This window comes from Paenibacillus sp. NPDC057934, from assembly GCF_042887565.1.
Classification (GTDB): Bacteria; Bacillota; Bacilli; order Paenibacillales; family Paenibacillaceae; genus Paenibacillus_AQ.
Map to the genome: position 1 here is coordinate 145,181 of NZ_JBHVPB010000008.1, position 14,406 is coordinate 159,586.

Sequence of the window (14,406 nt, forward strand, 5' to 3'; positions counted from 1 at the left end):
CGGGAGCAACTCCTCCCCGCCTGTCTTCTGTAATGAATGCGCCCTAGCCATTCATTGTTCTTACGCTCAGTTCGCGGCGCCGTCTTTCAGACTCTGCAAATAGACTCTGGCTTCGTAGGGCCGAAGCTTTAGATGTGCCAAGTCCTCCTCTTTTGCCAGGGGGTAGTTGGATATCAGCAGTTGACTCTTCTCCGGCACGACCCCGGATGGCAGCTGACATACAGGCTCCTTGTCAAAAAAGTTCAAGATAACCAGCAGCTGCTGGTCCTCTAGGGTCCGGGTGTAGACATAGATTTCGTGATCATCGGGTAGCAGCAATTCATATTTACCATAGACAATTACCTTATGCTGCTTTCTTAGCGCAATCAATTGTCTATAGTAGTGATAGATAGAGTCAGGGTCCTTGACTGCGTTCATAGCATTAATCTCCAGCGCATTAGAGTTCACTTTGAGCCAGGGAACACCGGTCGTGAATCCGCCTTCGTGACCATCATCCCACTGCATGGGTGTGCGAGCGTTATCACGGCTTTTAGCATGAATCGCGGCCATGATCTTCTCTTCAGGTACCCCCGCACGACGTCTCTCTTCATAATAATTCAGTGTCTCTACATCACGGTAATTATCAATGGATTCAAAGGCGACATTCGTCATCCCGATCTCCTCGCCCTGATAGATATAAGGCGTACCCTCCAGCATTTGGATGAAGGTCGCCAGCATTTTAGCCGACGGGACACGATAATAGAGATCATTCCCGAACCGTGACACCGAGCGTGGTTGGTCATGGTTGCAGAGGTAATTCGCATTCCAGCCCTGGTCATGCAGAACCGTCTGCCAGTTCGTGATAATCTGTTTGAGGTCCAGCAGACTCCACGGCACGACATCCCATTTTCCACTGCCCGGGGAAGCCGCATCGATGAACATATGCTCGAACTGGAAGGTCATATTCAACTCCCGCCGTCCGTCACCGACATAATCCAGCGCCTGCTCCGGTCCCAGACCTGAGGTCTCGCCCACCGTCATAATGTCGTAATAATAAAGTACCTGGTCATGCAGGTTCTGGAGCAACGTATGCACATTCTCCAAGTTGGAGAACATCTCGTATGCCCGTACGGTCGACGTACCTGCAGGATTCAACGCATCAGGGTAGCCATGGGTCTTGGCAATATGGGCAATCGCATCGAAACGGAAGCCATCAACACCCTTCTTCAGCCACCACTGCACCATTTCATGCAGCTTGTCAATTACCACTGGATTCTCCCAGTTCAAGTCCGGCTGGTACTTGGAGTACAGATGAAGATAATATTCATCCGTCTGGGGATCAAGCTCCCATACCGAACCGCTGAAGTAGGATTCCCAATTATTTGGCGGACCGCCATTCTTCCCTTTTCTCCATATATAATAGTCCCGCTTAGGATTATCCTTCGAGGCTCTGGATTCTATGAACCAAGGATGCTCATGGGAAGTATGATTCAGCACAAGATCCATCATCAGCTTCATGCCTCGGGCATGGATTTCACGCAGCATCATATCAAAATCATCCATCGTACCGAATTCTTTCATGATGTCGCAATAATCACTGATATCGTAACCATTATCATGGTTCGGAGATTTATAAATCGGGCAGACCCAGATCATATCCACACCCAACTCCTGCAGGTAATCCAGCTTCGAGATGACGCCGCGTAAATCTCCGATGCCATCGCCATTGCTGTCCATGAAGCTGATCGGATAGATCTGGTACACTACGCTTTCCTTCCACCATTTGGGGTTCATGACGAGATCCTCCTTCTGTGCAGCGTCCGCATGAATGCAGCAAGCCGAAACAGTAGCCTGACTGCGCGGACACATTAGTCTATTTTAACCACTGCGACAGAAGGAGATAACATCCTGCTATAATTCTTTCGAAGCCTCCCGTGTAATCAAGCAGGCCGCTAGCAGATCAATGCCGAGGATTAATGTGAGCCAGGCGAATGCGCGGACAGCATGCGAGAGCGGGGTAGTACATCCGTAGCCGATTGTCATGCGCCGAAAAGTCCTCCCCAATCTACAGGGCTTGGGATTAACGGGAATAACTCCTGTTATTTTAGTTAAATTTCCTTATTTCATAAAAATAACTGGAAAAACTCCTGCTAATCCCCTCATATTTAGAGCCTTACGAGTAAAAAGAGGTTTTAACAGGAGAAATTCCAGTTATTAATGGAAAATGAAGCAAAACCGAATGCTTAACGGTATATTTTCCCGGTATCCAAGCCTCTCTTAGCCTCAAATGAGGGAGGGCTATTTTTAAACACTCTATATAAAACTCCTTTCTCCTGCTCTGTAATGTATTGTCTCCTACCGGTCCAGCATATCCCCCACGTTACTATTTTCAGCAAAACACACTTCTCAGACTATTTCTCCAGACCTTTCTGATACTGGGAGGGCGTGAGCCCCGTCCACTTCTTGAAGGTCGCGCTGAAATGGCGTTCCTCTCCGTACCCGACCAGCTTCGCTACCGCATACATCTTCAGGTTCTGCCGGAGCAGCTTCTTCGCTTCCTCCACCCGATATTGGTGCAGATAATCTAGAAAGTTCACACCCAACTCTTGTCTGAACAACGAGCTTAAATAAGTGTTGGACACGTAAGCTTCCTTGGCCACATACTCCAGCGTCAGGTTCGTGTTGTATTTCTGCCTGATAATCTCCAGCGCCGTTACCACAGTGCGGTGCAGCGGACGATGGTTGGAGAACGCCTCGACAACGCTTTGCATCACCATGTTCAGGATCGCTGACAGCTCTTCCAGCGTCTCCACCTGCGGGGCCTGCTCCATCCAGTTCACCAGATGCTGCTTCCATTCAAATCCGGCTACCTGCTTCTCTTGGGTCAGCCGCTTCAGACGAACCACCAGCGCCGTCGCCCGGATATTAACTTCCTGCTTAAGACAGAGCGGATTGCTGCGGAAGCGGTCCAACCAGCGCTCCAGCAAATCTAGAGCGACTTCGTAGCTGCCCGCCGTCACCGCGGACAACATCTCATCCTCCAGAGCATTCAGCCCTTCGTCTTCCAATATACTAACCACCTCGGCACAAGGACCGGATTGTCCCGCAGTTCCTTCAGTGTAAAAATAGACTCCGCCCTTGCCGTTCAGAAAACGCAATTCCATCGCCTGGTTCGCTTCCATATAGGACAGATGCGCTTCCGAGAGATGTGTGCGACAGGAGCCTACCGCAATACTGATCGACAGCTTGAGATATTTCTCCAGATTGTCCTGCAACTTCCCAATGGCATCCTTCAGGTTCGCAGGTGCCCGATAGACCTTCCGCTGATCACCTGCCACAAGGCCACTACCGATCCAGAGCAGGTGATTCCCGTCGTGAAAGGTCTCGATCCGGCCTTTATAGATTGGCCCCAGTGTCTCTCTGATAATATTGAGCGCCGCATATCGCAGCAAGACAAAATCCTGCCCTTTACTTCTCGCAGAAAGTGGCTCAATGTCAAAGCTGACGAGACCAATCTGCGGTCCTTCGGTCGCAATCGCCATGGACAGCTCTTCAATCAATTCCTCGCGTCGTTCCAGCGGAACGGGAGGATGATGAATCCACTGCGACAGCACCTGGCTTTTGACCAATGGCGCATTCTTGTGCCAGGAACGCTCCTTCTCGAACAGCACATTCTCCTGGCTGCGCTGGGCTTCGATAGCATTCTTGGCTTTTAGCACCGTCTTCAGTATCTCTTCGGGGCGGCAAGGCTTCAGCACATAATCCACAACGCCGAGCGAAATTGCTTGTTTGGCATAAGAGAATTCATTATAGCCGGACAAAATAATCGAGCGAAAGCCATAACCCTTGCGCTGAGCGGCTTCAATTAATTCCAGCCCGTTCATCTGCGGCATCCGAATATCCGTCAGCAGGAGATCAGGTGGATGATCCTCCATTAGCGCTAGTGCCTCAGTGCCATTGCCCGCTTCGCCAACCACTTCAATCTGATGTGACCTCCAGTCAATCATGTTTACAATACCTTCACGAATGGTATCTTCATCTTCAGCAATCAGCAGCCTCAGCTTCATTATCATGGCCCCTCCACAGCGATTTGAATAATAATGCGAGTTCCCATTCCTTCAATGCTCTCTATTTCCATCTGGGTCCCTGTAAAGAACAGCTCCAGCCGTTCCTGTACATTGGCGAGGGCAAATCCCGTACGGATGCCGCTCTCTGGTTCCGCCAACGGCTTACGCAGTTCCAGACGCTGGCGCAATTCCTTCAGTCCTTCCGGCGTAATGCCCACTCCGTTATCCTGCACCTCCAGTACGATCATCCGGTCATTGCGGTACGCGCGAATAGCAATCAGCCCACTGCCGGACAATGGCTCGATGCCATGGATGACAGCGTTCTCGGCCAGCGGTTGCAGTAGCAGCTTAGGCACGATGAAATCCTTCAGGCTGTCGTCCAGGAAGATCTCGAATTGGAAGCGGTCACGAAAACGATTCTTCTGCAGAAACAAATAATTAGTGACAAGCTCCATCTCCTGCTCCAGCGTAAACGTATCTCGGCCGTCATTTAGGCTAAGCCGGAAGACTTGGGAGAGAGAGTAGACCATGTCGGCAATTTCCTTGTCGCCTTTCTTCTCTGCCTCCCAACAGATTGTATTCAAGGTGTTGTAGAGAAAATGCGGGCGAATCTGTGCCTGAAGCGTTTTCAATTCTGCTTCGCGCTGCTTGAGTGTGGAGGCATAGACATCGTTGATCAATGATTTGATACGCTGTACCATGAGATTATAGCCATGGCCTAGCAGTCCAATCTCGTCGTTACCTTCGAAAAATACGCGCTGCGAGAAATCCCCAGTCTGCAATCGCCGCATCGAGCGAGACAGCTTCTTAAGGGGCTTCGTAATAGCCGCTGCCGCGAACCAGGTCACCAGCAGACTCATAATCAGGCAAAGACAGGCAATGGTGAACGTTACCTGGGAGATCTGACCCAGTTCCTTCACAAGCTGCCGCTTGGAGTGAACAACGACAACGTACCAGCCCGTCAACTCGGACTGGAGATGCGACACAATCCATTGGTCATGACCGACGGCCTGATCCAGCCTCTCTTTCACCGTCAAAACAGGATTGCTGTCTACAAAATACGGAAGTTCGATATCCTTCTTACCGATCCAGCTCCGGTTCGAGGCCGTAATGACCATACCCTGTCGGTCGATGACGAACATATCCACATCATCCTTGGAATTATCGAGATATTGACTTCCAATCTTCCCTGCATCCACACCGATTACGGCTAAGCCCGCCGGTTGCAAAGTATATACATTCTTGATGATTCGGGAGAGGACAATCTTATGATAATGATCCCCGACGAAGATCCCGTCGGAAGGTCTAGTCAGACCAAAGGTCGGACTGCCTGCAGCGGCAACCGCCTCAGCATAGTATGAGGTATGTACAAAATCAGAGAATTTCATAGCAGTCGTCAAGCCAGCCTGATTTGTGGCAAAGGGCTCCGCCGCCTGGTTCTGGTCCTGAAGCGTATACAAGATCAGCGACTGAATGGAATTGCTGGCAATCATCAGGTTTGTAACCGTCTTGAAAACAGAATTGCGGTCATGCTGCGCCTCTGTTGACGCATTCAGAAGCCTCTGCACGCCTTCATCCAGGAACATTGTGTTGGAAAAGGAAACCATGCCTTTCACCATCTCGTCGATCTGTTCTGTCGTCTTCTTGGTCAAATGGTCCTGGGATTGCCTCATCTTCTCCACGACCTGCTGGGAGGATATTCTGTAGGAATTCCAGCCCATCGCGAATATCGTTACGAGGAGCAAGGGTACAAACCACAGTAGCAGCTTGAACTGGAGCGGAAGATGGCGGTAACGGCTCACAAGGCGGAATTTATGGACCATGGGAACCACCTTCTTTTATAAATAGGAGTTTATTGGTAAAACAATTATAGCTTAAAATTGAATTGGCCGGTCGCGCTTTTTACAAGAACTGAAAAATGAGTACATATTTCTTAATTTTGGACCATGTTTAAGCAGGCCGGAACCTTTTAAGATGAGAATGCAACGAAAATATGACATCTCCAAAAAAAGGTGGGTTTATGATGAACGGAAAAGGAATAAAGCTTGTGCTAGCGAGTCTGATGGTGTCGGTTGGACTGGCAGGCTGCGGCGGCGGCAATAATAATGCGCCAGCTGCGAATACACCTACAGATTCACCGGAGTCCACGGCTCCTGCTACCAACTCGGGCGGAAATACACCTGAAGAGAAAGTTACACTAAAGTTCTTCACCGCGCTCGCGGATCGTGCCAACGGCTCCGGCAAAGTGGAACAGGATATTATTGATGCGTACATGAAAGAGCATCCCAACGTCAAAATAGAAGTGGAAGCGCTTCAAGATGAGCCCTACAAATCCAAAATCAAAGTCTATGCTTCCAGTAACCAGCTGCCAGACATCATTCAGGCCTGGGGCCAGCCATCATTCCTGAGCCCGCTGCTGGACAACGATCTGCTGCTTGAATTGAATAAAGCTGATTTTGAAGGCGATCAATTTGTAGCCGGTTCCATGGACGGCTTCAGCAAGGACGGCAAGCTGTACGGTCTGCCACGCGGAGCTGACTATATGGTCATGTACTATAACAAAAAAATCTTCGCCGACAATGGCATTGAAGTCCCTAAGACGACTGCCGAGCTAATGGATGTTGTTAAAAAGCTTCGCGACAAGAAGATCAACCCGATTGCCATGAACGGTATGGATGCCTGGACACTGCCAATCTGGTATGAATTTGCCGCACAGCGTGTGAACGGCGATTTCACCAAGATGGATGAAGCAGTAGCCCGCAAAATCTCCTTCTCCGATCCTGATCTCGTTACTGCTGCTAAGGATATGAAGGCATTCGCGGATGCCAAAGCCTTCGCTGACGGCTGGCTGACAGCTGATTACGGCGCGGCGCGCAACCTGTTCGGTCAAGGTCAGGCTGCGATGTTCTTCATGGGTGCCTGGGAATCCGGCCTAGCTACTGACGAGAACTTCTCGGATGACTTCCGCAACAATGTCGGCGCATTCGCCTTCCCTGCGTCTGACAAAGGCAAGACTACGGATGTCGCTGCATGGTACGGTGGCGGTTATGCGGTCAGCAAGAACTCCAAGCATCCCGAGGCTGCTGTAGAGTTCCTGAAATACTTCTTCACTCCAGAGAACTGGTCCAAATTGCTCTGGCAAGCCGGCGCGGGTACACCTGCGCAGCAGTTTGACCAATTCCTGACTGGCTCTGAAACTAATCTCCAAAAAGAACTCATCGATATCTTCAGCACCATGACATCTTCCAGTGGCACGCCGCTGCAGGATATCGGTGACGACGAGTTCAAGCAAAAGGTTATGGAGGCTCACCAAAGCTTGCTGTCCGACAAAATGTCTGCCGAAGATTTCGCCAAGGCGCTGGATGCCGCTTCGGATAAATTTGCAGGCAAGTAAGTTATAGACTGCTTCCCCCTATTCTCAAAACCCCCGGCTTATTTCAGAAGCCGGGGGTTTTCTTTTTAAAAAATACATACAACGATCTGAAATTTACGGCATGTTCCGCCGGGTGGCTTCCCGGTACGATGGAAGTAGATAGATTACCCTTTTAAAAGGACGGAGATTCCATGCACAGAGTATTAAGCGACAAAAAAGCAATTGCCCTGCTGATCGCGCCCGGTCTGTTCCTGTTTGCCTTTATGATCTGCATTCCTATCTTTATGAGCGCCTACTACGGCTCGACAGATTGGGGCGGAATCGGCAAATACAACTTTATTGGCTTGGACAATTACCGTGAGATTCTGTTTCATGACAAGGTATTCTGGACCTCGCTGGGCAACGCACTGCTGCTGACGGCGGCGACCGTATTCCTGCAGCATCCCTTCGCCATTCTGCTGGCGATCTTTCTAACACATGCCGGTAAATACGAGAAGGTATTCCGGACCATCTTCTTCATTCCCGCAGTCATCTCCATCGTCGTAACTGCCAAGCTTTGGAGCAGTATTTTTCATCCCAATTACGGTCTGCTCAATAAGCTGCTGGACGGCATTGGCCTGGAGGCCCTGAAGCATGACTGGCTCGGTGATCCCAATACAGCCATCTGGTGTATTATCATCGTCGTCATGTGGCAAGGTTTCGGGTATGCATTACTGCTCTATTACTCAGGCTTGCAAGGCATTCCAAGTGATTTGAGCGAAGCTGCCAAGATCGACGGAGCGAATAACTTCACGCTCTACACGCGTATCATCATTCCACTGCTCTCACCGATGATGCGGGTAGCCATCATCATCGCCGTAACGACTTGTCTTAAGCAGATGGAGACCGTATTCCTGATGACGAATGGCGGTCCGGCGAACAGCACGCAGTTCCTTGGCAACTACTTGTACAAAACCGCCTTCTCCTCGTCGCTGTACGGTTACGGGAATGCGATTTCGATCTTGTTCATCATCTTCTGCCTGGTGCTGACAGTTGTGCTGAACAAAGTACTCAAAAAAGATATCGGTGAATTCTAGGGCCGAAAGTACCGTCGGCATTTCCATAACTCTAAGAAAAGACTGTAACCGGAGGAACCCATAATGACCAATTCCTTATCGCCGGCAGCCCCGCTGCCAAGCACGAAGCCGCATAAAGAGGAACGCCGCAAGGTATCCGGCGGTAAAATCCTAATGATGGCTTTCCTAATCCTGATTGCCTTGTTTCAGCTCTTTCCGCTAATCTGGCTGGTAGACTACTCCCTGCTGAAGAGCGGTGAATTCTTCGGAAGCTCATTTCTGAAGTGGCCGTCCCCGCCACAATGGCAGAATTACGTTAATGCCTTTACCTACGGGCGGGTCCCGCGCTACTTTGCCAACAGCCTTATCATTACAGTCATTACGGTGATGCTGTCTGCCCTGGTCTCCCTGATGATGGGGTATGCGTTCACCCGCATGAAATGGAAGCTGAGCGGAATTGTTCTCTCCCTAATCATGATGGGGATGATTATTCCGATTCATGCCACCCTGCTGCCGAACTTCATTCTGTTCAACAAGCTGGGCATGCTCAACAATATGTACACCCTAATCCTGCCATACTCAGCTATCGTGATCCCAATGAGTGTGCTGATTATGACCGGGTTCCTGGAGACCATTCCACGCGCAATTGAAGAATCCGCAGTGATCGACGGAGCCAGCATTTACGGCGTCATTTTTAAAATCATTTTTCCGATTACCAAGCCCGCACTGGCTACGGTCTGCGTACTCAATTTCATCAGCACCTGGAATGAATTCATTATGGCGAATACCTTCCTCACTTCAGAGGATCTGAAAACCATACCCTTCTCCATCATGAAATTCGCTGGTGAATACTCGTCCAACTACGGCGCGCAGTTCGCGGTCATGACAATTATCGCTATCCCGACGATCCTGATCTACCTGCTCTTCACCGAGCAAATGACCAAAGGGATTACAGCCGGAGCGGTCAAAGGCTAACCTTCAAGGCATAAAAAGCATGGAGACTCTCGCGGAATAAGAGTCTCCATGCTTTTGTTTTATCCGTATCCATTCCTTGTTCGTATCGACTCTTGCACATAGCCTTATCCATCACCGATCACTTTCGGAAAAGAAAACCGCTCCCCACCCGTGAGGGTGTAATCAAAAGTCTGTGGCTCACCAACCTGCTTGTTATTGCTATCGTAAATGGTTAACTGACTGCCCTTGATTAGCAGCTTACCAGCAGGTGTCTCGCCATTATAGGCGTATACAACCGCTCCACTGGTGCTCTCGTCAAAGTATAGCGTCGGATCGTAGAGCAGGAGCACATTGCCTACAAGGCCAACAGGAATGATCTGTGGGTCCACATTCGGGTTCGGCTTCCGGTCTGGCAGGAAATCCTGAATGTCCTTATAAATTGCGCTTTGCGTAACAAAGGTCTCCTTCTTCAGATCAAAATATCCGAAATCTCTGCTTCTCCACACGTACAGGTGATCGCCATCCAAGATCGAATTGTCAGGACTCACAATCATATCGCCAAAAGGAAGTCCTGTCGCAGGAAATTCCGCTACCGAGAATCCGGACGAAGTCTTGTTGTAGTCAACAACGACGATCCAGCCCTCGCCCGGCTTAAAAACTTTGGGCGCCGTCGTAAAGACAAGTCTGAAGCCACTATTATCCTTTGTAGCGGCTGCGTTAGCCAGATAAAAACGTCTGTCTGTAAACCCCTGAAAATCGTTCAGTGTAAGCTTATAACTGCCTTCTTGGTCCTGAATCGTGTACACAGGGTTCTCTTCATCTCCAGAGCCTGTCACCTCGAACCCTTTGAAGACATACTTCTGCTCCTCAGGCTTCTGCTTCACATCAGTTAGCTGAAGCGTATAACCATGATCCGATCCGCTCACGGGCACGGCATTTTGCCGATCCAGAATCAATGTGGTTCCGCTCCAATATAGCGGTGAAGCATGGTCACCCTTATACGAATAAAGATCATCCCCGTAGGCTAGCTCCGATCGGGAGAGATCCCAGGTTCCCAGCTTCGCCGCTCCGCCGTTCCCATCCGCCACCCGGTAGACGAGAAATGGGATTTCTGCCTGAACAGGGGGGTGTTCCTCATTGTTGTTATCTTTGACCCCTTCGGGTGCCGGTGCTATGCTGCTGCATGCCGCCAAGAAGAGTAGTAACGTAGCAGCTAGGAACGTAAACCTTGGCTTTTTCATCATGGATCACGCTCTCTTTCACGTAAATTCGATACTCTATCAATTATATAGACTTCATATGCACATCCTAACCTCACAACATGCAAAAGTAAAATCATCATGCCCCTACGATCACACACACAACCATTGACATGGGGATTCAACTAATATATGATCTACCTAGAATCATTGCTGAAACTTCAAAATTTCATATATCCCGTAAAGGGGAGTAGCTGTTAAATAAAGTCGTCAGTACGAGAACGTGAGGATGTTCTCCGGCTTTATTGGCAATATACATTGTTAGCGAGACCTTTACCAATCAGGTTAGACCTTTATTCCAAAGGCTAATCTGTTTGGTAAAGGTCTTTTTTATATATTAATATTACCATTTTATGGTATTAAAAGTGTCTCTTTACGGGATACTTACAGTCAAAGAGGAGGAAACAACAATGGATTGGGGATTATTATTAGAGTATGGATGGGTACTGCTTGTCCTCGTAGCACTGGAGGGGCTACTGGCAGCAGACAATGCGTTGGTTCTGGCTATTATGGTCAAGCACCTGCCAGATGCAGAGAGGAAGAAAGCACTGTTCTACGGATTGGCCGGGGCATTTGTGTTCCGTTTCGGTTCACTATTTGTCATCTCTTATCTGGTAGATATATGGCAGGTACAAGCCATTGGTGCAATTTATCTGTTATTTATTGCGGGTAACCATATTTTCCGAAAACTATTGGTCAAGAAGCCCTCTACCGAAGCAACTGCTGGCGACGGCAGTGAGACCGCTGGGGCTAAAAAGAAATCGAGTTTCTGGTTTACCGTACTTAAAGTCGAGATCGCTGATATCGCTTTTGCCGTCGACTCCATCTTGGCAGCAGTAGCTTTGGCCGTAGCGCTCCCTGCAAGTGGCTTGCCTAAAATTGGAGGCCTCGACGGTGGACAATTCCTGGTCATCTTCGCTGGCGGATTCATCGGACTGGTCATTATGCGTTTTGCAGCTACCTTCTTCGTCAAGCTGCTCCATTCCCGCCCTGGACTTGAGATTGCAGCCTTCTTCATCGTCGGCTGGGTCGGCGTCAAGCTGGCGATCATCACTCTGGCGCATCCTTCGCTCGGCGTGCTGTCTGAGGACTTCGCCCACAGCACCTGGTGGAAATTAACCTTCTACGTAGTATTAGTACTTATTGCTGTAATCGGATGGTTCATGAGCAGTAAGAAAGAGGAAGAGCAGGCTCATGACAACCTGGTCAAGGAAGTAAATAAACAGCTAGGCAAGTAATAGCGAATACTACAAAAGCAAACAGCCTGCCCCGCCATTATGGCGGAGAGCAGGCTGTTCTTTTGGTACAAGCTTATACTTGGGATTAGTATCTATTGCCGCTGCCGATCGCTTGATCCGTTTTACCCTGCAGTTCTACCAGCTTCACAATAATAGTAGCAATTTGCGCCTTTGTTACATTCTGGCCGGGATTGAACTTGCCACCATCATCCTTCAAAAGCCCCAGCTTCACAGTGAGAGCTACCGCACCCTTATTAACGATAGCGGATGCATCACTGAACTGTTCTACCGCAGCATCCTTATCGAGGTAGGCGGAGATTTTGCTATATTTTACAAAAGAGGTTAGCAGAACAGCCAACTGCTCACGAGTCAGTTTCTTCTCAGCCTGGAACGCTGTATCCTTGCTGATCCAGCCGCTTTGCACGGCAAAACTCACAGCATCATAATACGGACTATCCACACTAGTACCGGCTACTGCTTTACGTTCACTACCATTATTATAGTTGGTATAGTAAGGTTGAGTAGCTTTGGCCAGATAACTAATTAAATCCCCAGCAGTAATCTCCTGATCGGGGTTTAATTTGCCGTTCTCATCCACCTCGAGTACTCCGTATTTCAGAAGTTCAGCAAGCTGCTGCTCGGCCGCGTGCCCCTTGATATCACTGGCTTCAGCACCCTTCTTCACAGGATTCGTGAAGATGGTCGTCCATTGACCGGTGACAGCGTTCAAAGCTTGAGACGAGTTCTTCTCTTCGGTCGGCACCAACGCGTACACCAAGGTCACCTTCGGTTCTGCATAGGTATTATTGAAAACATAGCCGCCGGTCCGTTTATACTGAAGCTCCACCTTGTATTGCTTTGCGTATTTTTCCAGCGCATCCTGCTTGGTAATCTTGGCTACCGGCTCTTGGGTAATCTTGTCGGTGTTCAAACGATTACCGTAGTAAGTCAGCAATCTTCCGTACACATCCAGATTTAAACTGATGGTGCTTCCACTAACAGGGATACCATTATGCTGGGGAATGTACTGATATCTGTAGCCTGCACCATCTGGAAGCGTACTCCATTCAGTGCCATATTCAATCTGCTTCAATGTACTGCTAGCTTGCGGGTACAGTGCATTGATTAGAGTATTCGCCTTCTGCGCGACTTCCGCAGCAGTCAGTTTCTTCGCACCTGCTGGCGCTGCGGGAGTCTTCGGTTTCCCATCTTCACTAAAGTTGTATTCCTCCGTCTGGAAGCTTATGATTTCTCCGCTAACCGCATCAATCTCGGCAGAGGATTGGGACGGAAACCCTGGTCCAAAGCCTCGCTGTCCTTCATCCCAGTTGAGTCTCCATACCTTGCGACCTGGACTCGGGTAACTATCGTTCAGCCATTTGTTGGTCAGTTTGCGTCCGGCAGGAATATACCCTACCTTCTCTACCAGCTTGGCCGCCTGCTCTGCAGTAAGTTCAGAGCTACCCTGCGACTTGAAGACTTCCTTAGCCTGCGGTACAGCGGTGTAGGTCACTGGACTGGAAGATGCCGTAAGTCCATCATCCGTCAATTTCTTACCCGTTGCTGCATCAACAGCGTAGAGCGACTGCTCCAGCGGAGACCAGCTCAGAATCCAACTGTCAGGTACCCCATTTTTATAAATCGGATTATAATATAATCCCACATCAAAACTGTCCCGAATGCTCTTCTCCGCCTGGGCTTGGGTTACTTTTGGCACTGCCGAAGGATAGACGAGATTCTCAGAAGATTTATTAAAGGAGACCACTTCTCCATTACCATCCACTGTAATATTCAGATAATCGCCTGCGGAAGGAAGTCCATTCTTCAAGAGATTGAACGAGAAATTGTAACGAATCGGTCCAAACAATGCGTTTCCATAATCATATATAGGACTTTCCTGCAGCTTCAAATCACTGCTCTTGATGCTAGCTGCGGCTTTAGCAATAAAAGCTCGTGCTTTTTCCAGCGCTTGAGCCTCTGTTACCTTGGGCGGGTAGTAGCTTTCATTATCAAATTGATTAGAAAAATAGATAGACGTGTTGAGCAGATCACCGTTCAGGGCGTCCATTTCACTACTGGATCCGAACCCTGAATTTCCAATTTGATAATGCCACTGGATAGTCCAGACCATTTGATTCGGGGAAGGTGGATACCTATTGGTTGACCCGAGCTCCGTGGAACTAATGTTTGCTTCTTTAAGTATAGGGAATAATTCCTTTAATTTGGCGATGGCAGCTTCCTTCGAGAATTTCACCTTGGAAGGGTCAGCAGCCACGACCTCTGTGTTTGTAGCAGGCTCGCTAACTGCGCTTGCCGAGACATTGACGGCTGATGAGTTGACAGTAACAGAGCTCGCCGCTCCGGCGAGGCCCGCGGGCAATAACAGAGAGAGTGCGACGGTGGCTACTAGTGCAGTTCTAGTCTTTTGCTGAATAAAAGTAGTGTTGTTGCTTTTCAAAAGTGTTCATCCTCCTCTACACA

The 14,406-nt window shown here is 49.2% G+C and carries 10 protein-coding genes; 4 read left to right on the forward strand and 6 right to left on the reverse strand.

Features of this window, described 5'->3' with window-relative positions; all coding sequences use genetic code 11:
• Positions 1 to 66: 66 nt before the first annotated feature.
• The 4 genes from ACFVRY_RS19315 to ACFVRY_RS19330 all read right to left on the reverse strand — a co-directional run bounded on the left by ACFVRY_RS19315 (position 67) and on the right by ACFVRY_RS19330 (position 5,869).
• Positions 67 to 1,773 (reverse strand): glycoside hydrolase family 13 protein, encoded by a 1,707-nt coding sequence (locus ACFVRY_RS19315; RefSeq protein ID WP_387501918.1) that lies wholly within the window; start codon positions 1,771 to 1,773, stop codon positions 67 to 69.
• 117 nt (positions 1,774 to 1,890) lie between these two features.
• Positions 1,891 to 2,022, reverse strand: coding sequence for an ion channel (locus ACFVRY_RS19320; protein ID WP_387501919.1), 132 nt, complete (start codon positions 2,020 to 2,022; stop codon positions 1,891 to 1,893).
• Between the two features lie 368 nt (positions 2,023 to 2,390).
• The gene (locus ACFVRY_RS19325; protein ID WP_387501920.1) at positions 2,391 to 4,046 is read right to left on the reverse strand and encodes a response regulator; all 1,656 of its coding nucleotides are present in this window, start codon (positions 4,044 to 4,046) and stop codon (positions 2,391 to 2,393) included.
• Between the two features lie 2 nt (positions 4,047 to 4,048).
• Entirely contained in the window at positions 4,049 to 5,869 is a 1,821-nt protein-coding gene (locus ACFVRY_RS19330; RefSeq protein ID WP_387501921.1) for a cache domain-containing sensor histidine kinase, read from the reverse strand.
• A 197-nt stretch (positions 5,870 to 6,066) separates the two neighbouring features.
• On the opposite strand from ACFVRY_RS19330, the gene ACFVRY_RS19335 reads away from it, so the two are divergent.
• The 3 genes from ACFVRY_RS19335 to ACFVRY_RS19345 all read left to right on the forward strand — a co-directional run bounded on the left by ACFVRY_RS19335 (position 6,067) and on the right by ACFVRY_RS19345 (position 9,449).
• On the forward strand, positions 6,067 to 7,440 hold the full coding sequence (locus tag ACFVRY_RS19335; RefSeq protein ID WP_387501922.1) for an ABC transporter substrate-binding protein: 1,374 nt from the start codon (positions 6,067 to 6,069) through the stop codon (positions 7,438 to 7,440).
• Positions 7,441 to 7,610: 170 nt separating this feature from the next.
• A complete protein-coding gene (locus tag ACFVRY_RS19340) occupies positions 7,611 to 8,495 on the forward strand; it encodes a carbohydrate ABC transporter permease (RefSeq protein WP_066376735.1) in 885 nt (294 codons plus the stop codon).
• A 63-nt stretch (positions 8,496 to 8,558) separates the two neighbouring features.
• Positions 8,559 to 9,449: a carbohydrate ABC transporter permease gene (locus tag ACFVRY_RS19345; RefSeq protein WP_387501923.1), complete on the forward strand. Its 891-nt coding sequence runs from the start codon at positions 8,559 to 8,561 to the stop codon at positions 9,447 to 9,449.
• A gap of 104 nt (positions 9,450 to 9,553) precedes the next feature.
• Here ACFVRY_RS19345 and ACFVRY_RS19350 read toward each other — a convergent pair whose 3' ends face one another.
• The gene (locus ACFVRY_RS19350; protein ID WP_387501925.1) at positions 9,554 to 10,672 is read right to left on the reverse strand and encodes a hypothetical protein; all 1,119 of its coding nucleotides are present in this window, start codon (positions 10,670 to 10,672) and stop codon (positions 9,554 to 9,556) included.
• A 425-nt stretch (positions 10,673 to 11,097) separates the two neighbouring features.
• Between ACFVRY_RS19350 and ACFVRY_RS19355 the strand changes: the two genes are divergently transcribed.
• Entirely contained in the window at positions 11,098 to 11,925 is an 828-nt protein-coding gene (locus ACFVRY_RS19355; protein ID WP_387501926.1) for a TerC family protein, read from the forward strand.
• 85 nt (positions 11,926 to 12,010) lie between these two features.
• Here the strand turns inward: ACFVRY_RS19355 and ACFVRY_RS19360 are convergent, their stop codons facing one another.
• Positions 12,011 to 14,383, reverse strand: coding sequence for a YcdB/YcdC domain-containing protein (locus tag ACFVRY_RS19360; protein WP_387501927.1), 2,373 nt, complete (start codon positions 14,381 to 14,383; stop codon positions 12,011 to 12,013).
• Positions 14,384 to 14,406 lie beyond the last annotated feature (23 nt).